This window comes from Arthrobacter sp. JSM 101049 (genome assembly GCF_041679245.1).
In the GTDB taxonomy this organism is placed as follows: Bacteria; Actinomycetota; Actinomycetes; order Actinomycetales; family Micrococcaceae; genus Arthrobacter_H.
In genome coordinates this window covers 37,880-61,385 of sequence record NZ_JBGFFC010000003.1, presented here as the reverse complement: position 1 = coordinate 61,385, position 23,506 = coordinate 37,880, and the positions used below count along the sequence as shown (strand labels likewise).

Annotated in this window: 21 protein-coding genes; 11 read left to right on the top strand and 10 right to left on the bottom strand. The window is 68.7% G+C overall.

Features of this window, described 5'->3' with window-relative positions; all coding sequences use genetic code 11:
- The first annotated feature begins 113 nt into the window (after positions 1–113).
- Positions 114–614, top strand: a complete 501-nt coding sequence (locus AB8M85_RS09725; RefSeq protein ID WP_372698612.1) for an SRPBCC domain-containing protein — start codon at positions 114–116, stop codon at positions 612–614.
- On the opposite strand, the gene AB8M85_RS09720 is transcribed toward AB8M85_RS09725, so the two are convergent.
- From AB8M85_RS09720 to benA, 5 genes are all read right to left on the bottom strand, one after another.
- The gene (locus AB8M85_RS09720) at positions 615–3,389 is read right to left on the bottom strand and encodes a LuxR C-terminal-related transcriptional regulator (RefSeq protein ID WP_372698611.1); all 2,775 of its coding nucleotides are present in this window, start codon (positions 3,387–3,389) and stop codon (positions 615–617) included. It abuts the gene before it with no gap.
- A 69-nt stretch (positions 3,390–3,458) separates the two neighbouring features.
- Positions 3,459–4,253, bottom strand: coding sequence for a benzoate diol dehydrogenase BenD (gene benD / locus AB8M85_RS09715; RefSeq protein ID WP_372698610.1), 795 nt, complete (start codon positions 4,251–4,253; stop codon positions 3,459–3,461).
- Positions 4,250–5,845 (bottom strand): benzoate 1,2-dioxygenase electron transfer component BenC, encoded by a 1,596-nt coding sequence (gene benC, locus AB8M85_RS09710; RefSeq protein WP_372698609.1) that lies wholly within the window; start codon positions 5,843–5,845, stop codon positions 4,250–4,252. Before benC ends, benD begins: the two co-directional genes overlap by 4 nt.
- Before the next feature lie 22 nt (positions 5,846–5,867).
- The gene (gene benB / locus AB8M85_RS09705) at positions 5,868–6,404 is read right to left on the bottom strand and encodes a benzoate 1,2-dioxygenase small subunit (protein ID WP_372698608.1); all 537 of its coding nucleotides are present in this window, start codon (positions 6,402–6,404) and stop codon (positions 5,868–5,870) included.
- Positions 6,405–6,430: 26 nt separating this feature from the next.
- On the bottom strand, positions 6,431–7,840 hold the full coding sequence (gene benA / locus AB8M85_RS09700; RefSeq protein WP_372698607.1) for a benzoate 1,2-dioxygenase large subunit: 1,410 nt from the start codon (positions 7,838–7,840) through the stop codon (positions 6,431–6,433).
- Positions 7,841–8,155: 315 nt separating this feature from the next.
- Here benA and AB8M85_RS09695 point away from each other — a divergent pair, with 315 nt between their 5' ends.
- The gene (locus tag AB8M85_RS09695; protein ID WP_372698606.1) at positions 8,156–9,382 is read left to right on the top strand and encodes a benzoate/H(+) symporter BenE family transporter; all 1,227 of its coding nucleotides are present in this window, start codon (positions 8,156–8,158) and stop codon (positions 9,380–9,382) included.
- 12 nt (positions 9,383–9,394) lie between these two features.
- Here AB8M85_RS09695 and AB8M85_RS09690 read toward each other — a convergent pair whose 3' ends face one another.
- Positions 9,395–11,152, bottom strand: a complete 1,758-nt coding sequence (locus AB8M85_RS09690) for an alkaline phosphatase D family protein (protein ID WP_372698605.1) — start codon at positions 11,150–11,152, stop codon at positions 9,395–9,397.
- Between the two features lie 180 nt (positions 11,153–11,332).
- The gene (locus AB8M85_RS09685) at positions 11,333–12,388 is read right to left on the bottom strand and encodes an NAD-dependent epimerase/dehydratase family protein (RefSeq protein ID WP_372698604.1); all 1,056 of its coding nucleotides are present in this window, start codon (positions 12,386–12,388) and stop codon (positions 11,333–11,335) included.
- Positions 12,389–12,894: 506 nt separating this feature from the next.
- Between AB8M85_RS09685 and AB8M85_RS09680 the strand changes: the two genes are divergently transcribed.
- The 3 genes from AB8M85_RS09680 to AB8M85_RS09670 all read left to right on the top strand — a co-directional run bounded on the left by AB8M85_RS09680 (position 12,895) and on the right by AB8M85_RS09670 (position 16,890).
- Complete coding sequence (locus AB8M85_RS09680) at positions 12,895–13,728, top strand: formate/nitrite transporter family protein (RefSeq protein ID WP_372698603.1); 834 nt, start codon at positions 12,895–12,897, stop codon at positions 13,726–13,728.
- 145 nt (positions 13,729–13,873) lie between these two features.
- Positions 13,874–15,304 (top strand): aldehyde dehydrogenase family protein, encoded by a 1,431-nt coding sequence (locus tag AB8M85_RS09675; protein WP_372698602.1) that lies wholly within the window; start codon positions 13,874–13,876, stop codon positions 15,302–15,304.
- Positions 15,305–15,315: 11 nt separating this feature from the next.
- The gene (locus AB8M85_RS09670) at positions 15,316–16,890 is read left to right on the top strand and encodes a GMC family oxidoreductase (RefSeq protein WP_372698601.1); all 1,575 of its coding nucleotides are present in this window, start codon (positions 15,316–15,318) and stop codon (positions 16,888–16,890) included.
- A gap of 66 nt (positions 16,891–16,956) precedes the next feature.
- Here AB8M85_RS09670 and AB8M85_RS09665 read toward each other — a convergent pair whose 3' ends face one another.
- Positions 16,957–17,238 (bottom strand): YrhK family protein, encoded by a 282-nt coding sequence (locus tag AB8M85_RS09665; RefSeq protein WP_372698600.1) that lies wholly within the window; start codon positions 17,236–17,238, stop codon positions 16,957–16,959.
- Between the two features lie 455 nt (positions 17,239–17,693).
- Here AB8M85_RS09665 and AB8M85_RS09660 point away from each other — a divergent pair, with 455 nt between their 5' ends.
- From AB8M85_RS09660 to AB8M85_RS09640, 5 genes are all read left to right on the top strand, one after another.
- Positions 17,694–18,110 carry a DUF4383 domain-containing protein gene (locus AB8M85_RS09660; protein ID WP_372699078.1) on the top strand — a complete coding sequence of 139 codons (417 nt, stop codon included), beginning with the start codon at positions 17,694–17,696 and terminating at the stop codon, positions 18,108–18,110.
- A gap of 45 nt (positions 18,111–18,155) precedes the next feature.
- Complete coding sequence (locus tag AB8M85_RS09655; protein WP_372698599.1) at positions 18,156–19,052, top strand: hypothetical protein; 897 nt, start codon at positions 18,156–18,158, stop codon at positions 19,050–19,052.
- 9 nt (positions 19,053–19,061) lie between these two features.
- Positions 19,062–19,538, top strand: a complete 477-nt coding sequence (locus tag AB8M85_RS09650) for a phage holin family protein (protein WP_372698598.1) — start codon at positions 19,062–19,064, stop codon at positions 19,536–19,538.
- The gene (locus tag AB8M85_RS09645) at positions 19,535–20,110 is read left to right on the top strand and encodes a DUF3618 domain-containing protein (RefSeq protein WP_372698597.1); all 576 of its coding nucleotides are present in this window, start codon (positions 19,535–19,537) and stop codon (positions 20,108–20,110) included. Before AB8M85_RS09650 ends, AB8M85_RS09645 begins: the two co-directional genes overlap by 4 nt.
- Positions 20,111–20,352: 242 nt before the next feature.
- The gene (locus tag AB8M85_RS09640; RefSeq protein ID WP_372698596.1) at positions 20,353–21,051 is read left to right on the top strand and encodes a hypothetical protein; all 699 of its coding nucleotides are present in this window, start codon (positions 20,353–20,355) and stop codon (positions 21,049–21,051) included.
- On the opposite strand, the gene AB8M85_RS09635 is transcribed toward AB8M85_RS09640, so the two are convergent.
- Both AB8M85_RS09635 and AB8M85_RS09630 read right to left on the bottom strand, forming a co-directional pair.
- On the bottom strand, positions 21,048–21,665 hold the full coding sequence (locus AB8M85_RS09635) for a trimeric intracellular cation channel family protein (RefSeq protein ID WP_372699077.1): 618 nt from the start codon (positions 21,663–21,665) through the stop codon (positions 21,048–21,050). The genes AB8M85_RS09640 and AB8M85_RS09635 overlap by 4 nt on opposite strands.
- Before the next feature lie 42 nt (positions 21,666–21,707).
- Complete coding sequence (locus tag AB8M85_RS09630) at positions 21,708–22,931, bottom strand: amidohydrolase (protein WP_372698595.1); 1,224 nt, start codon at positions 22,929–22,931, stop codon at positions 21,708–21,710.
- A 150-nt stretch (positions 22,932–23,081) separates the two neighbouring features.
- On the opposite strand from AB8M85_RS09630, the gene AB8M85_RS09625 reads away from it, so the two are divergent.
- A complete protein-coding gene (locus AB8M85_RS09625; RefSeq protein WP_372698594.1) occupies positions 23,082–23,489 on the top strand; it encodes an acyl-CoA thioesterase in 408 nt (135 codons plus the stop codon).
- Positions 23,490–23,506: the final 17 nt, after the last annotated feature.

Sequence of the window (23,506 nt, the reverse complement as noted above, 5' to 3'; positions counted from 1 at the left end):
GTGTCAAGCATTATTTTTCAGGAGATTTCCGAAGCCCTCTCGACCGCGGGTCGCAGACGCGGAATCGTGGGCCCAGAGGCCACCGCGACATCGCAACGCCACAGGGAGCAACTATGGATGAGACCTTCGAGTTGGCAGTGCCGGACGGCCAGCCGGTCATCACCTACCACCGGGAGTTTGGTGCGCCGGTCACGCGCCTGTTCCGTGCGCACGCGGATCCCGGGCTGATGGCCCGGTGGGTCGGGCCGAAGGAGGCAGGGATCCGCCTATCCCATTTCGATTTCCGTCCCGGCGGCGGTTACGCCTACCGGCAAGTCGATGGCCAGGGGCGCGGCCACGTCTTCAATGGCGTCTTCCACACGGTCCTCGAGGACGAGTTGATCATCCAGACCAGGGAATTCGATGGAGTGCTGGAACTGATCGGACTGGAATCGGTGGCCTTCACCGATCTGGGCGACGGACGCAGTGGCCTGACAGGGCATCATGTCTACCGTTCCCAGGGAGCGCGTGATGCCATGGAGTCGGGTGGGATGGAAAAGGTCCTCGTCGACGGATTCGCCCGTCTGGATGCCGTGCTGGAAGAGATGCGCGACGGCGGAAACGGGCTTCCGTAATCAGTCCCGGGGATTTCCGGCTGCCGACGCGTCGACGCCGGCTTCGCGATAGCGTGCCGCGAGCTCGGACCGTGAGCTGACGCCCAGCTTCGCGTAGATCCGGGTCAGGTGGTACTGGACGGTCTTGATGCTGACGAAAAGTTCCTCGGAAGCCTGCTTGTTCGTGTTGCCCGCGGCCACCAGTTGGGCCACCGCCTGTTCCTGGGAGGTCAGCGAGGGGAGACCCTCATGGGCGGTGCGGGACATGGCCGATCCGCACGCCTGCACTTCACGTTCGCAACGCTTCACGTAGGTGTCCGAGCCCAGGGCGGCGAACTCCTCCCGCGCCCGGGAGAGGATCGAGGCGGCCTCGCGGCGTTTGCCGGCGCGACGCAGGGTCTGCCCGTAGGCGAAATAGACGCGGGCGCGTTCGTAGGGCATGTTCAGGGAAGACAGGCTGCCCAGCCCCCGTTCGAATGCCTCGGTGGCGGCGCCGATGCGTCCGCGCGCGCCGAGGATCCGGCCGCGTACGTAGGAAAGCCTGGCGATCTCCGACTTCCTGCCGCGCTGGGCGGCTGCCGCCTCGTAGGGCTTCAAGAAGGCGTCTGCCTCATCCACGCGGTCCTTCATGACCAGGGCGTTGGCGTAGACGTCCTGCCAGGGCCAGAATCCGGGCTCGTCGATCCCGCGACCGTGTTCCAGGTCCAGGAGTGGTTCCAGGGCGCGGAGCACGCCGTCGTAATCCGTGGTGGCCTCCGCGACATAGGCCAGGGCCGTGCGGTAGGGCAGGACCATGATGGGATAGTTCTCCGTGTTGGCCCGGCCAGCGTTCAGATGGCTCGCCGCGAGTTCCCAGTTGCCGCGCAAGACGTAAATGCGGGTGGCGATCCCGTGAAGCAGCGGCCTGATGGTCTCCATTCCGGTGCGCTCCTGCAGCAGCACGGCCTCATCCACGGTGCGCAACGCGGTATCCCAGTCCCCGGAATGAAAGTGGGTCTGCGCCAACCAGGCACGGGCCCAGAGCGAAATCCGGTAGGACCCGGAGCTGAAATCGGTGCACACTGCGGCCGCCAGTTCCGTCCGTGCCGCGCTGAGGCGGTCCGTGGCGACATCGAGCCATCCCATGGACATGGACACGCGCTGCCGTTGGGCCCCCAGGTCATCTCGACGCAGCAGTGCCGCGTAGCAGTCCGCTGCCTCGGACAGCCTGCCGGTGGCTCCCAGCCCGAGGCCGCGGATGGCCTGGGCCTCGATGTAGGCGGGGCTTCCGTCCTCGGCCAATGACGTGGCCCGTTCGGCCCACATGACGAGGTCGACCCCGTCGAGTCGGACCAGGGAATCCAACACCCGGCGCAGCGCGATGGTCCCGGCCAGCGCCGGTTCGTGGGCGGGGCTGACGCGGCGCCAGGCCCGATCCAACTGCGTTCCCGCGTCCGCCTGCCGCCCCTGCAGGATCGAGACATACCCGGCAACTGCATCCCGGGCGGGACCGGTGTCGTCGGTGCCGATCTCGTCGGCGTAGGTGAGGGCGCGGGGGAGTTCCCCGGCGGCAACCAGGGCGTCGATGGCCTCGAGTTGCAGGGCATGGCTGGCGGACTCGCTGGGGTGCAGATGGCCCGCCGAGAGCAGCGCATTGGCCGCTTTGGACCAGGCTCCGGCTTCGGCTTGGCTCTTCGCGTACGCTTCGAGTTCCCCGGCTAGTCCCGCCTCGGGCAGCAGGGCGGCCGCTGCACGGTGGGCCAGGGCCAGGCCGGGGTCCGTCTGGAGGCTGGCCGCCAACTGGTGGAGGCCAATCCGCCGGGACAGCGGCATGGAATAGTAGACCGCCGCTTGCTCCACGGTGCCGGCAAAGGAGACGGCCACGTCCCCGCCGTTGCCCACCACGCGGAGCAGGCCGTGGAGTTGGGCCACTTCCAGGGCAGGGAGGGGATCGTCGACCCCCGCCAACGCGGTGGCCTGGACCAGCGCACTGGTTTGCCCCAGGACTGCCGCCGCCTCGACGAGGGAACGCGCCGACGTCCCCACCGTGTCCAGCCTGGCCGCAACGGCGTCCACGAGGGCCTGGGGGGCGGGTAGCAGTCCGCGCCATCGGCCCCAGGCTGCGGCAGGAACCTCCCGGAGGAGGTCCAGGACGTGCCGGGCGTTTCCGGTAGTGTGCTCGGCCAGCTGGTGTGCCAGGGGAGCTGTCAATGCCACGCCCCCGCGGCGAAGGGCCACTTCGCGCACCGCTGTGCCATCGAGGGGTCCCAGCACCAGACGGGTGGAACCGAGGCTTTCGATCACGTCGCGGATGGCTGAGGGGAGTCGATGGTGTTGCCCGGAGCGCAGGGCGAGGATCACGAGCAGCTTCTCGGCGTGGAGGTTGCGCGTCACGCAGGTCAGGGCTTCGAGGCTGGCCCGATCCGCCCACTGGAGGGAGTCGACCCACAGGACGGCTGCGGCGCCTTCTGCCGGGACCCGGAGCTTGTCCAGGACCACTTGGGCGGCATCATGGGCGCGGCCTGTTGCCGCCAGCCGGCCGGCCTCGGCATCGAGTTGGGCCAGGAGTCCGCCCGGTTCCTCCACCTGCCCTACGGCACCGTGGGCGCTCAGTTGGCGGAGCCCCGGTGGTGAAGCGAGGAAGGCCTCGACCAGGGCCGTTGCGCCGCTGCCCTCGGGCCCGGAAACGACGGCCACGCGGGGCAGGCCGGCGGTCGCCTCGGCCAACAAGCCCGCCAACGCCGCAAGCTCCGGACCACGGGCAATGAGTCCGTGATCCGGAGCGTGGGCGACGCCGTCGTGTGCTTGATGGTTCATGACCTGCCAGCTTACTGTGTGATGCGTGTCCCACCCGGGGGTGTGACGGCGCCCCCAGCCCCTGAGGGGCTAGCCCAGATCGCCGCCGGCGACCGGCAGGACGCTACCGGTGATGTTCGATGCCTCGTCGGAAGCGAGGAACACAATCGGTGCGGCCTGTTCACCCAAGGTGCCGTAGCGCTTGAGCAGCGACGAATTGATGGTCTGGTCGATATGGGCCTGGTGCCAGGCCTGTTCGACGTCGTTCTGCGGTGTCGGCGTTCCCCGCGGGATCTTGCGCGGGGGCGCCTCCGTGCCCCCCGGGGCGGTGGCGACCACCCGGATGCCGTGTTCGGCGTACTCCATCGCCAGCGAGGCGGTGAGCGCATTCACCGCACCCTTTGCCGCACTGTAGGGAATGCGGTGGATGCCGCGGGTGGCCGCGCTGGAGACGTTCACGATCACGCCCGAGCCCTGCTGGACCAGCTGGGGCAGCACGGCACGGCAGGCGTACAGGGTCGTCATCAGCGAACGGTCGATCTCCGCCCGGATCTGGGTGTCGGTGAACTCCGTGAACGGCTTGAAGTTGATGGCACCACCCACGTTGTTGACCAGCACATCGACGCGGCCGAATTCCTCCACCGCAGCGGACACGGCGGCCTCGGCCCCGGAGAATGTCTCCAGGTCCGCGGTCACGCTGGTGACCCGGGCACCGGTGGAGCGCAGTTCCCCGGCCGTCTCGTGGACCAGCTCGGCCCGGTCAACGAGGACCACCGAGCCGCCTTCGGAGGCGACCCTGCCGGCAACGGCACTGCCGATCCCCTGGGCGGCACCGGTGACCACGACGACCTTGCCGTCGAAACGGCCCGGATGGAACGTGCTCATGCGCTCACGCCGTGGGCGGAGGAGCCCACCATCGCGGCGCGCATCGTGGCCTTGGCATGCTCGTTGTGCGCGATGATGCAGGTGCGGGCTGCTGCCTGGTCCCCGCGCTCGAAGGCATCAACCAGTTCCAGGTGGTCGTCCGCGACGGCGCCGTCGACCCAGTTGCCGTTCTTCAGGACGTCGTCCATCATTCCCTGCACGCCCAGCCGGGAGTAGGCCTCGCGCAGGAACCGGTTACCGGTGCTGGCGAACAGGAAGTCGTGGAAGGCGGCGTTGGATGCCGTGAACCCCTGCGCGTCGACGAAGCGCTCGTCGCCCAACGACGTGCCGGCCAGTTCGGCCAGGATCCGATATTCGGCGAGCTGGCCGTCGGTGAGCCGGTTCATCATCAGTTCCATCGCGCCGAGTTCCAGCGCCATGCGGGCGTCGAATTCGGCCTCGACGGTTGCGTGTTCCTCGCCGATCTCGTACTCGGCCGCCGGGGAGGCCGCGGTGTCGGTGACAGCGGCTTCCGGTGCCTCGGTCGCCGCGGCCGGAGCAGTCGTAGGTTCCGGCGTGGCTTCCGTCTCGGTGGCGGCAGCAGCGGGGACCGCCAGGGCGAACTTCTCGTAGTAGAAGTTCACGGGGTTGATGCCCTCCGCCGTGAGGTGCTTCCGGACGCCCTCGACCATGGGAGGCGGGCCGCACAGGTAGATGTCGACGTCGCCGTCGTTCAGGTGTGCCGGCTGGAAGTGGTTGGTGACGTAGCCCTTCTTCTCGGCTGCGCTCTCCGGATCACCGACGACCACGTCGAAGGTGAAGCCGTCGATCTTGGAGGCATAGTCCTCCAGGACGTCGACTTCCACGAGGTCGGTGTCGGTGGTGACGCCGTAGATGAGGTGGACGGGGTGGGCTGCCGTCTCGGCCGACATCTTCTCCAGCATCGACAACAAGGGAGCCAGCCCGGTTCCGCCGGCGAGCAGCAGTGCGGGACGCTTGATCTCGCGCATGAAGAAGCTGCCCATGGGGCCGGTCAGCGTGAGCTGGTCGCCTTCCTTCGCGGTGTCGCGCAGGTAGGAGGACATGACGCCCTGGTCGGTGATGCGGATCAGGAACGACAACGTGTCGGCGGTGGGGCCGGAGCTGAACGAGTAGGAACGTTCCTGGTCGGTGCCCGGGACGGAAACGTTGACGTACTGTCCGGGCAGGAAGGCGAGGGCCTCCCGGTTCTCGATGGAGACATCGAACCCGTAGGTGGTGTCGGAGAGCCGGCGGATCCGCTGCAGTGTCGCGTCGAAGACGCCGGCGGCGGTCTTGGCCACGTCGGAGGTCGTGGGGATCTGCAGGACGAGGTCGGACTCGGGGACCATCTGGCACGGCAACGCGTACCCGGCCTCTGCTTCTTCGTCGGTGAGGGCGTCCTCGATGTAGTCGCCGCCGTCGTACTTTCCGGATTCGCAGAAGGACTTGCACGTGCCGCACGCGCCATCGCGGCAGTCGAGCGGGATGTTGATGCGGGCCTTGTAGGAGGCGTCGGCGACGGTTTCGTTGGGTCCGCACTTGATGAAGCGGGTGATGCCGTCCTCGAAGCTCAGGGCAACCTGGTAAGTCATGAAATCGCTCTTTTCAGGTGGATTAGATGTGGTAGATGTCCACGACATGGTGGATGTAGTCGTTCTTCAGGACGACCTTCTTCTTCAGGATCTGCGGCTGGGTGCCGGACAGGTCGATCGTGTAGAACGACGTGCCGAAGTAGGTGTCCACGTTGTCGTAGCGAAAGTAGAGGGTGAACCAGTTGAAGCGGACGTCCACCTGGTCGCCGCGGTGCTCGACGATCTCCACGTTGGAGATGTTGTGTCCGGTGCGCGGCTCGGGGATGCTGGTCGCCGAGGAACGGTCGGTGCGGATGCGGAACACCCGGTCCTCGAGGCCACCGCGGTTGGCATAGTAGATGAGCGAGATCTCGCGCTGCGGGTCCTCGGTGATCTGCCCGTTGTCGTCCCAGGCAGGCATCCAGAATTCGGCGTCCGGGTGGTAGCAATCCACCCAGCGTTCGAATTCGCGGTCGTCCAGGAAGCGGGCCTCGCGGTAGAGGAACTGGCTGATGCGGTGGAGCTCGGCGATGTGTTGTTCATCGGTGAGAGCGGCCGCGGAGGTATCTGTGGTGGTCATGCTCGTTGTCCTTTCGTCGTCTCGCTCTAGTGTCCGCAGCCGGTGGTGGGCTCCGCGATGGCCTGGCCGGCGGGCCGCTGGGCGGCTTCGCGTTCCTCGGAGGCAACCGCTGCCCGCATCTCCTGCGCCCAGTAGTTGTGCTGGATGGGGTAGAGGCCCTCGTCTTCGGTCATCGCGCCGCTGGAGATGGGGTTGATGCCGATCCCCCGGGCCGTCTCGTCCGGACCAGTAATCTGGTGTTCCACGCCGCGGCTCATGTCGTTCCACGGGGCATTCTTGGCCAGGTAGGTCTTCTGGCAGGACCGGAATTCCTCCAGGTCATCCGGGGTGGCCATGCCCGAGGCGTTGAAGAAGTCCTCGTACTGGCGAATGCGGTTGGCGCGGGAGGCGTCGGACTCGCCCTTGGGGGCGATGCAGTAGATGGTGACCTCGGTCTTGTCCACGGAGATCGGCCGGAAGTGGCGGATCTGCGAGGAGAACTGGTCCATCAGGTACACGTTCGGGTACAGGCAGAGGTTGCGCGAGGCGCCGACCATGAATTCTGCCTTCTTCTCGCCGAACTCTTCCTTCCACTGGTCGAGCTGTCCGTAGTTCGGGCGGTCCTGCGGGTTGCCCCACCACATCCACAGCAGCAGGTGCCCGTGGTCGAAGGAGTAGTAGCCGCCGCCCTGCTTGCCCCAGGTGCCGGCGTCCATGGCCTTGGTCTCGTTGGCGGATTCGCCGCTGGAACGCCGGGCGGTCGTGGCCGCGTAGTTCCAGTGGGTGGCCGAGACGTGGTAACCGTCGGCGCCGTTTTCGGCCTGCACCTTCCAGTTGCCGTCGTAGGTGTAGGTGGACGAACCACGCAGGATCTCCAGGCCCTCGGGGGACTGGTCGACGGTCATGTCGATGATCTTGGTGGCGTCGCCGAGGTGCTCCTCGAGCGGCTTGACGTCGGCGTTGAGCGAGCCGAAGAGGAAACCGCGGTAGCTCTCGAAGCGGGCGACCTTGGTCAGGTCGTGGGAGCCTTCCTTGTTGAACTGCTCCGGGTAGCCGCCGGTACGCGAGTCCTTGACCTTGAGCAGCTTGCCGTCATTGCGGAACGTCCAGCCGTGGAAGGGGCAGGTGAAGTTCTTGCGGTTGTCCGTCTTCTTGCGGCACAGCATGGCGCCGCGGTGGCTGCACGCGTTGATGAGGCAGTTGAGCTCGCCGTCCTTGCCGCGCGAGATGACCACCGGCGAGCGGCCGATGTACGTGGTGAAGTAGTCCCCGACCTCGGGGATCTGGGATTCGTGGGCCAGGTAGACCCAGTTCCCCTCGAAGATATGCTTCATCTCGAGTTCGAAGATCTCCTCGTCGGTGAAGATCTCGCGCTTGGTCCGGTGGATGCCCTCCTCCGGGACTTCGACAACGGCGTCCTGGAGTCGCCGGCTGACCTGCTCGAGGGTTTCTGTCATCGTGTTCTCCTATGCTCCGGATGGGCTTGGCAGCCCGGGCCGACCATTCGGTCGGTTCACGTCATTCCCTACATGCTGCCAGCGTGTGTGGCCGGTCACACTAGGTGTCTGCCTAGGGTTGGCCTAGGGGGGTATTGAGAGTCGCAGGATTCGAATCCGGCCGAAATGGATACTTGTCCACGGTGTGCGCGCAGTCGTAGCGTTGGCAGCCGTGGTGCCCGCCCGGTGGGCCGCCCCTCCACTCCATGCAGCGGCCGATCGCGGACTTCTCCGTCCCGCCGTCGCCCCCACCAACTCCCGGAAGGCCGGATGCCGATGACGTCGACCAGCACCTCCACCCGCCGTCGCAGCCCCCGCCGGCCGCGGTGGTCCGACGTATCGGTCTCCGCGGTGGTCGCCGGCCTGATCGCCGTCGCCGTCTCCTACGCCGGACCCCTGCTGGTTGTCCTGAACGCCGCCCGGAACGCCGGGCTCTCCCCGGAGCAGACCTCCTCATGGGTGTGGGCGATCTCCGTGGGCAGCGGGGTCGTCTGCGTGCTCCTGAGCCTGTTCACCCGCCAGCCGGTCGTCGTTGCCTGGTCGGTGCCAGGTGCCGCACTGCTGCTGGCCGCGCTGGGCAACTACAGCTACTCCGACGCCGTCGGCGCCTTCATGGTGGCCGGTTTGCTGGCCCTGGTGCTGGGTGTGACCGGGTGGTTCGGCAAGTTGCTGGCCAGCGTGCCCGGCCCCATCCTCGCCGCCGTGCTGGCCGGTGTCTTGTTGCCCTTCGTGCTCAAGGTGGCCGGCGCCGTGGTCGACGCCCCGCTGGTGGCCGGCGGCGTGGTCGTCTCCTACCTGCTCGGCCGCCGGTTCATCCCCAAGTACGCCGTCCTGTTGGCCCTCTGCGCCGGCGTGCTGTTGGTCCTGGCTTCCGGGGCGGGAACGGCTCCCCGCGTGGGCCTGGAGCTTTCGGGGCCGGTGTGGACGACGCCGACCTTCAGCCTGCCGGCGGTCATGGGCATCTCGATCCCGTTGCTCATCGTCACCATGGCCGGGCAGAACGGCCCGGGCCTGGCGATGATGCACGCCAACGGGTATGCGGCCAACGATCGGTTGCTGCTGGGCGGATCGGCGGCCGCCTCCATCGCCTTCGCCCCGTTCGGTGCCCACTCCATCAACCTGGCCGCCATCACCGCGGGCATCTGCACCGGACGGGAGGCCCACGAGGACCCCGCCCGCCGCTACATTGCCGGGGTCTCCTGCGGCATCTTCTACCTGGCGTTCGGCATGATCAGTGGAACCGTGGTCGCCCTGCTGGCCGCGGTGCCGGATGAACTGATCACGGCCATGGCCGGTGTCGCGCTCATCGGCGCTCTACAGGTGTCCTTCACCGACACGATGGCCGGAGCGCGGGAGAACCCCGCAGCCGTCGAGTCGGCCCTGGTCACCCTGGCCATCACCGCTTCCGGGGTGGCCCCGTGGGGGATCGTGGCACCGTTCTGGGGATTCCTCGGCGGGGCGGTCGCGTACCTGCTGCTGCGCCGGACCCGCTCGGGCCGCTAGGCCGGGCCGGGGTCAGCGCCGCCCTCTCAGCACGCGACGCAGCGACGCCCAGCGGCGGCGCAGCCGGTTCATCGCGGACTGGCGGGACGTGGTGCCCCCGGCGTCGCGCTGGCCCACGGTGATGTCGGCGACGATCTCCCACCGTGGTTGCCCGCCGTCGTCGTGCTTCACCACGCCCCGGGACCAGCTGATGCGCAGCCCCTGTTCACTGTCCTCGAGGATCGCCAGGTTGTTGTCGAACCAGGGCCCGCGGATGCCCGACCAGTCCAGGGGCGGAGGCGGGACGCCGGCGGCGCGGGCCAGGACGGAACCGACGAGCCGTGCGGGCCCGTAGGCCATCGACGAGGCGAAGAGGCGAAGCGCCGGCGGCATCGGGTTGCGCATGGGGGAGCAGACGGCCTGGATGATCCGGCTGCCGGTGTCGCGCTTGACTTCGGAGGCGTAGGAGAAATGCACGTCCCCGGAGAGGAACGCGACCGTCCGGGGCGCGGTGCCCCGCCGGCCGTCGGCGGTGTCCGTCACCAGCCCGGCGACGCGGCGGAAGCTGCTTTGGAAGGCCGCCCAATGTTCCAGGTCGACCGCCTGGCGAACGGTTTCGCCGATCCGCGACCACGTGCGGCCCCATGCTCCTTCGGAGATGGCCTCGTCCCACGATTCGACGTGGTGCAGGCCGTTGGGCAGCAGGAAGGGCAGGGACGTGCCGATCAGCAGGTGGCGGAATCCGCCGTGGAGGCGCTGTTCGACCCAGGCCATCTCCTCGTCGTCCAGCAGCGACCGGGACCCGGGTTCCAGCGCGCGGGCCGCGCGTGAGTCCACCACGAGCAGGCGCACGTCGTCGAAATCCCGGCAGTAGCTCCACCGGTAGGTCGTCGGTTCCCGGTCGGCGCGGTCCGCGAAGGCGTCGATGTCGGCGCTGAGGTCGAGTTCGGCGTCCCCGTCGTGTCCGGTGATGCGCTGCCAGAGCGGATCCCGCGCCCGCTCGGCGGGGGAGAGGTTGCCCAGATGCTGGTAGACCCAGTAGCTTCCCAGCCCGGCGACGATCCGGTCATGCCACCAGGACGTGGCCTCCATGCTGCGGCGCCATGACAGGGAGGCGTTCCAGTCGTCGCGGATGTCGTGGTCGTCGAAGATCATGGCCGTGGGCAGCGTGGAGAACAGCCAGCGGATCGCCGGCTCGGACCACGCCAGGCCGTAGAGGTGGGCGTACTCCTCGAAGTCGCGCAGTTCCGCACCCGGGGGTTCGTTGATGTCGCGGCGGCTGCGGATGAACTCCTGCATGGCGTTGCTGGTGACGTCCGCATACACCTGGTCACCGAGCAGCAGGGCCAGGCCGGGCCAGTCCGGTGCGTGCGCGCTGGCCATGTGGACCGCATAGGAGCGCAGGGCGTCCACGCCGTGCTTGCGGTTGCCGGCGGCATCGTGGGGGACGCTCGTGCGGCAGGAACCGAAGGCCAACCGCAACGGGACGCCGCGGCCAGGGGTCCGGATGACCGACGGCGGATAGTCGGAGGATTCGGGCCACACCGGGTGGCCATCGAGGGTGACCCGGTACGGGAGCTCGGCGCCGGCGGCGAGCCCGTCGAGCGCGACCAGGGCGTAGTGGTGCCCGTGGACGCCGAATGTCCGCGCCACCCAGGTGCCCGCATCCGTTTCGACGCCGACGGTGCCCGCCTGGTTGGTTTCGACCCAGAGGGACGCGCTGGTCTCCTCCACATGGCGGAGCATCGGGCCCAAAAGCAGGGTCGGGGCTGGGGCGGCCTCGGGTTCCATGGAAAATCCTCCTGGGCAGGGCATCGTCGACGTCTGCCGTACCGCGGATGCAGCACGGCGCGTGGGGTGATCGAAGGGCGCACTGCCATCGTACGGCCCGGCGGGGCGCGCCGCCCGGCGGATGTTGCCCGCGTCGGCCGACCCAGGGCGTGCAGAACGGCGGAGAGCGCCGGTGGGCCGCTACGGACGGGTCGACGGATGGTGGCGGGGCACCAGGGGCGGCGATGCGGCGACGCCGGCGCCCCGGCCGAGGCCGTCCAGCACGCTGCGGATGGCGGCGAGCGAATCGACGCGGGGGCTCCAGCCGAGCTCCGTGCGGGCACGGCGGGTGTCCATGATCGGGGCACCCTGTGCCATGTCCACCCAACCGGGATCGGTGGTCAGCAGCCGCACGGACCAGAGGGCGGAGACCACCGCTCGCACCAGGGGGACGGGTACCGGTAGCCACCGGCGTGCCCCCAGCAGCCAGGCGACGGCGTCGGGGGTGACGACCGGCTCGGCGGCGATGTTGAACGCACCGCCGGCTTTCTGGTCGAGCACGCGCCAGTAGGCATCGGCGATGTCGTCGGCATGGACGGCCTGGAAGACGAACTCGCGGGGGAACGGCAGCAGGGGCAGCCGCAGGCGGTGCAGGAAGAACTGCGGCATCGCGGTACCGAGGAAGTACCGGCCGATCTCGCTGCCCGCGTCGGGCTGGAAGATCAATCCCGGCCGGAGCCGGGCGACGCGGGTCCCGGGGTGGTCGGACTCGAACGCGTCCAGCAGGGCCTCCTGCTCGCCCTTGAACCGGCTGTAATGGGAGGAGGGGATTCCACGGGCCGGGTGGCTCTCGTCGACCCGGTGGTCCTTGGGACCCGCGCTGTATGCTCCCACGGACGACGCGCAGACCACGTGGCCGACGCCGGCCTCGACGGCGGCGGCCAGCACGTTGGCCGTCCCGTCGACGTTGGTCGCCCGCATCACGGGTTCCCGGTGGTTCGGCTGCAACAGCCACGCCAGGTGCACGACGGCGTCGCAGCCTTCCAGCGCCGCGGCCAGTTCCGTGCGGCTCGACGGCGCGGAGATGTCGATGGCGTTCCACTGCACGCCCCCGTACGCGGCGTCGGACGCGCCCGGCAGGCGGCGGGCGACCCCCACGATCTCCAACGGCTCGCCGCGCTCGACGCCGGCGGCGTGGAGGCGACGCAGCAGTGCCGTCCCCACGTTCCCGGTTGCTCCCACAATGGCTACTCGCATGGCCACCACGCTAGCTTTCCGCGTCCGGGCTGGATAGGAAACGTGCGGCAAAGGTTGGATCCGCGGAGAACCAGCTGGCAGGTGATGCGGCGCCCGCTGCGCCCGTGCTCCACGCTCGTGCTGCCGGCAGGTCCCGCTCCGGAAGGACCAGACGACCCGTGGGGTCCGACGGCACAGGGGAGCCAGGGTCATCACCCCCCATGACATCGACCATGGCGGCATCATCGGCAGCACCATGGCCGCGTTACCAGCAACGGGCACAGCAAGCTGCCGGGATCGCCGGGCGGGGCGGATCCGGACCCGGCGCCGCCCGGAGACCCACCCGCGTTCCCGGGAGGATCAATGTCGACTCCACCCCGCAGGCTACGTCGGATGGGCAGGAACGGCCCGAACTGCTGCGCCAGTCGGCTGGGACCCCTACCATGGGCCTTGGCACGGATAGCACCATGGCCCGCGCGAGGCACGACCGCAGTCCAATTACACCCATCCGATGACCGGAGAACACCATGAGTGATGAGCAACGCCGTCGCAAGCTGGGGGACACGGATGCGCCCGTCGAAGACGAGATCGCCGAATCGTTCGATCGCATCGTCGCAGAGGGCGCCGCGCGGCTGGCCCGATCATGGACGACCGTCCTCGTCACCGGAACGTTTGGCGGACTTGAGGTCGGTGCCGGCGTCATGGCGTACCTGGCGGTCCTCTACGAGACGGGTGATCACCTGCTGGCCGGCTTGGCCTTCGGCATCGGGTTCGTGGCCCTGTTGCTGGCCAAGAGCGAGTTGTTCACGGAGGGGTTCCTGGTGCCGATCACCGCCGTGGCCGCGAAGGAGGCCAGCATCGCGCATCTGGCCAAGTTGTGGGGCGGCACGCTCGTGATGAACCTGGTCGGCGGATGGGCGTTCATGTGGCTAGTGGCCGTTGCGTTCCCCCAGTTCGAGCCCGACCTGGAGAAGGCCGCCCTGCACTTCGTGGACGCGGGATTCACCTGGCAGTCGGTATGCCTGGCGATCCTAGGCGGGAGCACCATCACCCTGATGACACGGATGCAACAAGGCACCGAGTCGACGGTCGCCAAGATCATTGCGGCCATGGCCGGTGGCTTCCTGCTCGCCGGACTGCAGCTTTTCCACTCCATCCTGGATTCGCTGATCATCTTCGGCGCCATCCACGCCGGGGCACCGGTCAGCTACCTGGACTGGCTCGGTTGGTTCGGCTACACGCTGGCCTTCAACATGCTCGGTGGGCTCCTCCTGGTCACCGCCCTGCGATTGCTGCGCAACAAAGACCTGATCGCCGAGCGACGGCAACCGACGTCGGAGGATGCCGAAACGCGGCGGTAGCCGTCATGGCACCTGCAGGAACCCCGCACTGCAGAACAAGCCGCGCGCGGGGATCGTCAACCCACGCCGTGGTGACCCGGGGCACAATGGGTTCCAAGCCACCACGCGCCGCGACCGCGGCGGCACCCCAGCCCAAGGAGCAGGCATGTCCACGCAACCGGCCACCGCAGCAGCCACCTACCAGGACCTCCTGGCCCGCATCGCCCCGCAGGGCGAATCGCGCCCGATCAACGACCCGGCCACCGGCGGGGAGGTCGGCCGCGCCCCCGTGCACACCACCGCCGACCTGGACGCCGCCGTCTCCGCCGCCCGCGCCGCCCAGCCGCGGTGGGGCGCCCTGTCCCACGCCGAACGCAGCGACTACCTCAACCGTGCCGCCGACGCCGTGGAAGCCAACGCCGAACCGCTGGCCGAACTGCTCTCCCGCGAACAGGGCAAGCCGCTGAACGGGCCCAACGCCCGTTTCGAGGTCGGTGCCTGCTCCGCCTGGCTGCGCGCCACCGCCGCCTTCGAACTCGAACCCGACGTCGTGGTCGACGACGGCGAGTCCCACGCCGCCATCCACTACCGCCCGCTCGGCGTGGTCGGGGCGATCGGCCCGTGGAACTGGCCGATGATGATCTCCATCTGGCAGATCGCCCCCTCGCTGCGCATGGGCAACACCATCGTTCTCAAGCCCAGCGAGTACACCCCGCTGTCCGTCCTGGCCCTGGGCGCGGTGCTCAACGATGCCCTGCCGGCGGACCTGCTGCACGTCGTCTCCGGTGGCCGCGACGTCGGCGAGGCCCTCTCCGGGCACCCGGGCATCGACAAGATCATGTTCACCGGCTCCACCGCCACCGGCAAGGCGATCATCCGCTCCTCCGCCGACACGGTGAAGCGCCTGACCCTGGAGCTCGGCGGCAACGACGCAGGGATCGTCCTGGACGACGTCGACCCGCAGGCCATCGCCGAGGACCTCTTCTGGGGTGCCTTCATCAACACCGGGCAGACCTGCGCCGCGCTCAAGCGCCTCTACGTCCCGGACGCGATCTACGACCAGGTCTGCGACGCCCTGGTGGACCTGGCGGCGAAGATGCCGATGGGCAACGGCCTGGACGAGGCCAACGTGCTCGGCCCGCTGCAGAACCGGGCCCAGTACGACATCGTCGCGCAGCTCGTCGAGGCCGCCAAGGCCTCCGGCGCCCGCGTGCTCACCGGCGGCAACCCGGACGCGGACGCCCCCGGCTACTTCTACCCGACGACCCTGGTCGCCGACATCGACAACGACAACCCGCTGGTCGCCCAGGAGCAGTTCGGCCCCGCCCTGCCGATCATCCGCTACACCGACCTGGAGGACGCGATCGCCATGGCCAACGGGCTCGACGTCGGCCTCGGCGCCTCCGTCTGGTCCGCCGATCCCGCCCGCGCCCGCGAGGTCGCCGCACGCATCGAGGCCGGCACCGTGTGGATCAACAAGCACGGCGCCGTGGACCCGCGCATCCCCTTCGGCGGGGCCAAGCAGTCCGGCTACGGGCTCGAATTCGGCGTCGCCGGCCTCAAGGCCCTGGGCACCCCCCAGGTCATTGCCGGTTAGGGGAGGACACCATGGACACCGATGAATTCGACTATCTCGTCGTCGGCGCCGGATCGGCCGGCAATGTCATCGCCCGCAGGCTGCTCGACGCCGGCCACCGCGTCGCCGTGCTCGAGGCCGGCGAGACGGATGCCAACCCCGACATCGCCAACGTCTGCACCCTCGGTGCCCTCTGGCACAGCGAGCAGGACTGGGACTACTACACGGTCCCGCAGGCCGGCGCGTCCGGGCGCAGCCTGCACCTGCCGCGCGGCAAGGTCATGGGCGGCTCCCACGCGCTGAACGCCACCATCTGGGTCCGCGGCGCCCGCCAGGACTACGACACCTGGGCCTACCTCGGCTGCCCCGGCTGGTCCTGGGACGAGGTGCTGCCGGCCTTCAAGAAGATCGAGGACTACGACGGCGGTGCCTCGGACACGCGCGGAGCCGGGGGACTGCTCGATGTCAGCACGGGCTACGAGCACCACCCGATCCAGGACGCCATGCTCGCCGGCGCCGTCGAAACCGGGTTCGAACTCAACGAGGACTACAACTCCGGGGACCCCGAGGGCGTCTCGCGGATGCAGCTGAACGTGCGCGACGGCGGCCGCTTCAACACCTGGCACGCCTACCTCCAGCCCGTCGTCGAAAACCCCCGCCTCACCCTGCTCACCGGCGCCCACGTGCGACGGCTCGTCGTCGAGGGCGGCCGGGCGACCGGGGTCGAGGTGGAGCACGACGGCGGCACCCGGGTCATCCGGACTGCCGAGACCATCCTGGCGGCCGGGGCGATCAACTCGCCCGAGCTGCTGCTGCGCTCGGGCATCGGGCCCGCCGACGAGCTGGCCGAGGTCGGGGTGGAGCCGGTCCACGACTTGCCCGGGGTGGGCAAGAACCTGCAGGACCACCTGCTCTCGCCCGTCATCTTCTCCACCGACGAGCCGCTCCAGGCGCTGACCGTTGCACCCGCGGAGGTCCACCTGTTCGCCAAGTCCCGTCCCGACCTGGCGACACCGGACACCCAGCCGATCTTCTTCTCGGTGCCGATGTACTCGCAGGACTACGCAGCCGGGGAGATGACCGGCGCCGACGGCGGGTTCTCGATGCTCGGGGGACTGGTCCGGCCGCAGAGCCGCGGCGAGATCCGCCTGACCGGACCGGAAGCCACGGACCCGATCAGCATCGACCTGCGGGCCCTGTCCGAGCAGGCCGACGTGGACGCACTGGTGGCCTCGGTGGAGCATTGCCGGGCCATCGGCCGCTCGCCGGCCCTGCGAGCCTGGGGTGCCACCGAGGTCTACCCGGGCCCGGACGTCACCGGCGGACAGCTGGAGCAGTACGTGCGCGACTCGGTCGTGACCTACCACCACCAGGTCGGCACCTGCCGGATGGGAGTGGATGACGGCGCCGTCGTGGATCCGCGGACATTGAAGGTCCGCGGGCTCGAGGGGATACGGATCGCCGACGCGTCGATCATGCCGCTGGTGCCCACGGGCAACACCAACGCCCCCTCGGTGATGATCGGCGAGCGTGCCGCCGAGATGATCCTCGCGGGCGACCTGCCGGACGCCGCGACGGCATCCGCCGGCGCTGCCGTCTCCGCCTGACCCGACGTGACCGGACCCGGCCCGCCCTCACAGGTGGACCGGGGCCGGTTTCGCATTCACTCCACGTCAGTCACCGCGGGCGCGGTCGGCCAGTTGCTGGAGGTCATCTAGCCGCGCCAACCGCACTTCCCGGATCAACCGCAGGGTCGGTTTCAGGGCGAAGCAGAACGATCCGATCAGGAAACACCACGTCCCCGGGATCATCAGGGATTCGGAGAAGAAGAGGATGCTGCCCACGATGAAGAGCCCGGCAGCGGTGAAGTCAACGACCGTATAGGCGATCTCGAACGCGGCATACAGGCGTCGGTGGTCCGGGCTGTTGTCCCGGCGGTCTGAACTGAAGAGCATGAAATCACTCCTGGGTCGGGAACCATGTCTGGGCCAGTCTGCCTCCCCGGGCTCCTGCACCACCACTATTTCGGCATCGGGCCGCGGAAGATCACTGGGCTGCTCCCCGGGGCAGACGCCCGGACAGGGGCCGGATCTGCGGCTCATTTTCCATGCGATGACAAAAATCGTTGTCAGCGTGCAGCGTCATGCCTACCGTTAGACCAGCTTGAGTAGACAGGCTATGCACGCCAGACACGCTGTGGGCAGCCGGGCATCACCCGGCGCACCACGGAAAAAAGTCCCGGCCAAGGTGCATGATCGGATCGATGGATGGGTAAGTACCCGGCAGCGGCACAGCACCCGCTCGACTCGAAGTTCGCAAGAGATCCAAGAGATTGGAGAACTACGTGAGCAACACATCCAGAACTCCCAGAACCACGTCAACCGGCAAGTCGGCCATCCAGAAGGTGGCAATGGTCGTCGGAATCGTCTTCCTGCTGGTGGGGATTCTCGGGTTCATCCCGGGTGTCACCACCGGGTATGACAGCCTCAAGTTCGCCGGGCATCACTCCGAAGCCCTCCTGTTGGGCCTGTTCCAGGTGTCGATCCTGCACAACATCGTCCACCTGCTGTTCGGCATTGCCGGAATCGCTCTCGCCAGAAGCATCTCCGGCAGCAAGTCCTATCTGGTGGCCGGGGGCATCATCTACCTGATCCTGTGGATCTACGGTCTGGTCGTCGGCGGCGAATCGGCAGCCAATTTCGTTCCGCTGAACAACGCCGACAACTGGCTCCACCTGGTCCTGGGCGTCGGCATGATCGCCCTGGGGGTGCTGTCGGCCCCCAAGCGCGACCGCGTGCAGGAACTGCCCAGGCCGGCATCCCGATAACCCCGGCGCCCATCCACCGAACCATGCGAGCAAATGAGGACCACCATGAGTACGAATGACAATCCATCCACCCCCTTCGGCGCACCGGATGGCGGCCGAAATGCCGCGACCCCGGGACAACGTCCGTCCCCCGGTGCGACGACCCCTCCACCGCCACCGCCGCTGACGGAGCCGACCTTCCAGGAGACGATCGAAGCCCGTCGGCCAGTGCCCGCGGACCTCACCGGATCCGGATCGTCCGAATCGTCAGGCAAGGCCGATGCAGCCAAGGACGAGGCACGCCAGGTCGGCCAAGAAGGTGCTGACAGTGCAAAGCGCGTCGCCGGCAGCGCCAAGGACGAGGCGGCCGACCTCGCCCACGAAGCCGGCGACAAGGCCCGCGATCTCTTCGGCGAGCTCACCACCGACCTGCGTGAACAGGCCGGGGCGCAACGGCAGAAGGTCGCCGAAGGGCTGCGCTCCCTGGGCGAGGAACTGCGCTCCATGGCCGACAGCGGAGAGAACGGTGGCACGGCCACATCGCTCGTCGGACAGGCGGCCCACCGGGCCGGAAGTGCGGCCGACTGGCTGGACAACCGCGACCCCGGATCGTTGCTCGACGAGGTCAAGGGCTTCGCCCGGCGCCGTCCCGGTGCCTTCCTGGCCGTTGCCGCCGGGGCCGGGCTGCTGGCCGGACGCATGACGCGCGGACTCGTCGGCGCCCATCAGGACGAACAGGAAGATGGGCCGGCCCAACAACGGAGCAGGCAACCACAGGCCGGACAGGATCCGGCGGCGAACCGTGGAGTCCCCACGGCGCCGCAGCCCGTGCCGAACCGGGTCGGCGAGCCGATCATCGACACCGCCGGCCCCACGATCGGCTCCGGCGGGGTCGGCGGCACCGGCAGCAACCCGGGCGTTGCCTCGCCAGGGGCCACCGGCCCGCGCCCCGGCGGAAGGTAGGGATTGACCATGACGAACCACCCACAGGGGCCGGGCCCACTTCCCCATTCCGGTGCCAGCGCCGAACCTGACGGACCGGGCCAGTCCGAGGCGGAGGAGCGGTCCGCCAACAGTTCGCTCGGCGAGTTGTTCAGTGATTTGACCCAAAACGTCTCCACGCTGATGCGCCAGGAGGTCGAGCTGGCGAAGGCGGAGCTGAAGGAATCGGCCAGCTCCGCCGGCCAGGGGGCCGGGATGTTCGCCGGCGCGGGCGTGGCGGCACACTTCGTGCTGCTGTTCCTCTCGCTGGCGCTGATGTTCGGTCTGGAAAACTGGGTCGGCTACGGCTGGGCCACGGTGATCGTCGCCGTCGTGTGGGCCATCATCGCCGCCATCCTCGCCCTCGTCGGCAAGAAGAAGTTGAAATCAGTCAAGGGGTTGCCGCAAACAACGGCCACCGCCAAGGAAATCCCCCCAACCATGAAACCCGGTGAGGACACGCCATGAGCCAGACACCAGAAGAAATCCGTGCAGAAATCGAGGAGACCAGGAGCCACGTCGGAACCGACGTGGACGCGCTGGCCGACAAGGTCAGCCCGTCGTCGATAGCCCACCGGCAGGGAGACAAGATGCGCGATTCGGTCCGACGGGTCAAGGACTCCGTCATGGGCAGCGCCGACGACGCCGGGACCTCGGCCCACGACAGCGTCGACCAGGCACGTCAGGCGGCCGGGGATGCACCGCGCAAGGCCCTGGCCCAGACCAGGGGCAACCCCCTGGCCGCCGGGTTGATCGCCTTCGGTGCCGGCATGCTCGTGTCCGCGCTCATCCCGCCGAGTGAGAAGGAGAAGGAGGCGGCCACTACGATCAAGGAGAAGGCCGAACCACTGACCCACGAGGTGACGGACGCCGCCAAGGAGGTGGCGCAGGACATGAAGGAACCGGCGCAGGAAGCGGTCCAGGACCTGAAGGACAGCTCGACCGAGTCGATGAACTCGGTCAAGGACCAGGCCGCCAACGAGGCTTCGGACGTCAAGGACCGGGCCCAAGAGGCCAAGTCCAACGTCCAGGAGAGCTGACCGGCTCCTGCGGGGTTGAACCTGCACATACTGGTGGGGTGGGGCCGTCCGGCCCCGCCCCTTTCATGCGTCCGGGTGCAGCGCCTGGTCCACTGCGTGCAGCAGGTGCACCGGAGTGGCCATGACCTGCGCAAACCGTTGTCAGCGCTTCGGGGCGCTAGGAGAATGACGAGTGTGGCCAGGTGCCGAAAGGCGCACCCGGCGACGCCGGTGTCCCATCGAGTACACAAGGAGACAACCTCATGAGTACCCAGCACCCCCACCCGGATGCTTCCGGAGGCGACCAACCCACCGAACGCATCAGCGCCACGCGGGCAGCCGACAACGACGAGGGGCGGGACGGACCGGACCACCGGGCCCGGGTCGAACCGGACGGTGGCAACGGGGCCGCCGATTTCCGGGCCGAGGAGCGCCGGCGGTTTGGCGGCGTGAAGATCGGCTCGGCCTTCTTCGGCTGGCTGACGGCCATGGGCATGAGCGTCCTGCTCACGGCGCTGCTGGCCGCCGCCGGGGCGGGCATCGGGCTGGCCAACGGCTCGTCCGCGGAGGACCTCGTGAACCAGGCTTCGAAGAACATGGAGGGCGTCGGCGTCGCCAGCGCCATCGCGTTGGGCATCATCCTGCTCGTCGCCTACTACTGTGGCGGTTACGTTGCCGGGCGGATGGCCCGGTTCAACGGCATCCGCCAGGGTGTGGCGGTCTGGGTGTGGGCCATCGTCATCGCCCTGGTCCTGGCCGGGATCGGCGCGATCGCGGGAAGCCAGTTCAATGTCCTGGGCAGCCTGAACATCCTGCCGCGCGTGCCCCTCGACGAGGGGGCGCTGGGTGCCGGCGGGATCGTTGCCCTGGTGATCGCCGTGCTCGTCCCGCTGGTCGGGGCCATACTGGGCGGGCTGGCCGGGATGCGGTACCACCGCCGGATCGACCGGGCCGTCGTCTAGGGCAGGGACTTCCCGATCCCGGAGGCCAACGGCACGCGCCACCCGTAGCGCAGCGAGAGCACCCGGGCGCCGAACACCAGGCCGGCGACCACTGTGCCCGTCACCGCGTTCAGCCAGCCCAGAGTCCACAAGGACGACGTCAGTGCGGCCCCGACCATGGCCGGGATCGCATAGACGCCGCGCGGGTTGAACACCTGCGGTATCTCGTTGGAGACCGCATCGCGCATGATCCCGCCGCCCACCGCCGTCGTCAGCCCCAGCAGGGCAGCGGTCACCGCCCCCATGCCCGACTCGAGCGCGGTGATGGTGCCGGTGACGCAGAACAGGGCCAGCCCTCCGGCGTCGAACATCATCAAGGTCCGGCGCAGCCGGCGCACCCCGAAGAGGTGGAAGTACACGGACAGGACGGCCAGTACCGGCGGGAGGATGTAGATGGGCATCCGGAACGCGTTCGGGACGTCCTGGTCGATGACGAGGTCGCGGATGACGCCGCCGCCCAGGCCGACGAGCGAGGCCAGCATGATGGAGCCGACGATGTCGAAATCTCGACGGGCCGCCAGCAGCGAGCCGGAGACCGCGAAGAAGAACACGCCGAGCAGGTCGAGCACGAGCATGACGTTCACCGGCCGCGGCGCCTCTTCATCGTGTGCACCGGATCAGGCCGCCGTGCCGACGCGGGAGAGGATCGCGGCCAGGGCGGCCCGGGTGCCGGTCTCCAGGGTCGGTTCCATGATCGGGGCGAACCGCGGGGAGTGGTTGACCGGGAAGTGTCCGGCTTCCATGGTCTCGGCGGTGTAGGCGCCGAAGAACCAGAAGACGGAGGGCACGTCGATCGCCGCCGAGAGGGTGCCGAAATCCTCCGACGCCATGGCGGGTTCGCCGTCGATGACCGCGTCGTCGCCGAGTTCGGCACGCAAGGCGGCGGCGAGCGCATCCGTCGCGGCGGGGTCGTTGTGGTTCGGCGGATAGACGGTCAGGACCTCGATGTCCGGCTCCGGGGCATTGGAGGCTGCAGCCTCGGCGGAGATGATCCGGCGCAGGGCCGAGAGGATCTGGTCGCGGACGTCCTCGTCGAAGGTGCGCACGTTGAGGGTGAACTCTGCGGTGTCCGGGATGATGTTCTCCTTCAGCCCGCCGCGGAAGGTGCCGATGGTGACGACGGCGGCGCGGCGGGGATCGACCTCGCGGGAGACGATGGTCTGGATCCGGGTGATGGTGGCCGCGCCGAGCACGATCGGGTCGATTGAATCCTGGGGCTGCGAGCCGTGGGATTGGCGTCCGTGCAGGGTGACCTTCCACGAATCGGCCTGCGTCATGGGGTGGCCGTGCATGTAGGAGACGGTGCCGGCCAGGCCGGGCATCACGTGCTGGCCGAAGACGACCTCCGGCTTCGGGGCCTTGTCCCACAGCCCGTCCTCGACCATCGCCTTCGCACCGGCGGCGGTTTCCTCGCCCGGCTGGAAGATGAACACGATGGTCCCCGACCACGTGTCGGTGGATGCGGCGAGGATGCGGGCGGCGGTCAACAGGGAGGCTACGTGCGAATCGTGCCCGCAGCCGTGCATGACCGGGACCTCGGTGCCGTCGGCGAGGGTGCCGCTGGCGGTGCTGGCGTAGGGCAGGCCGGTGTCCTCACGGATGGGCAGGGCATCGATGTCGGCGCGGAAGGCAACCGTGGGGCCCTCGCCGTTGCGCAGCACCCCGACGACGCCGGTGCCGCCGCAGCGGAGCGGTTCGATGCCGAACGCTGCCAGTTCACCCTCGATGGCCTCCGCGGTGCGGTGCTCCTGCATGGAGAGCTCGGGATGCTCGTGGAACTGCTGGTAGATCCCGTGCTGGTACTCGCGGTGGTTGTCGGTGAGAAGGTCGGCTGCTGACATGTTCGACTCCTAGGGTTTCGACACCGGCCCGGGACTCCGCGGCCCCGGGCGCCACGCACCCCGGCGGGATAGCGGCGTGTTCATCGTAACAACGGCCCGGCCCGGCCTCGGGGGCGGTGTGTGCACCGGCGGCGCCGATAGGATCCGAACATGAGTTCACTCGACTTCACGATCGCCCTGCGCTGGTCCGACCAGGACGCCAACGGCCACCTCAACCATGCCCGCATCGTCACCCTCATGGAGGAGGCCCGCGTGCGCTGGACCCGCACCGGCGAGGGGTTCTCCTCCCTGCTGGCCGGCGTCGTGGTGGCCTCCCTGAAGGTGGACTACCTGGCGCAGGCCGAATACGTCCCGGAGATGACGATCAGCCTCGCGGTCGAGCGCATCGGAACCAAGTCCTTCACCCTGCGCCACACCGGGATCCAGGGCGGCACCAGGGTCTTCGTCGGCAGCACGGTCATCGTGCCCCTGGGCGAGGGCCGCTCCGCCTCCCGGGCCCTGAACGACGACGAACGCCGGGCCCTGGAGCGCAACCTCCTCGAGGAGGACCCGGCCTGAGCCCGGGCTTGGAGCCT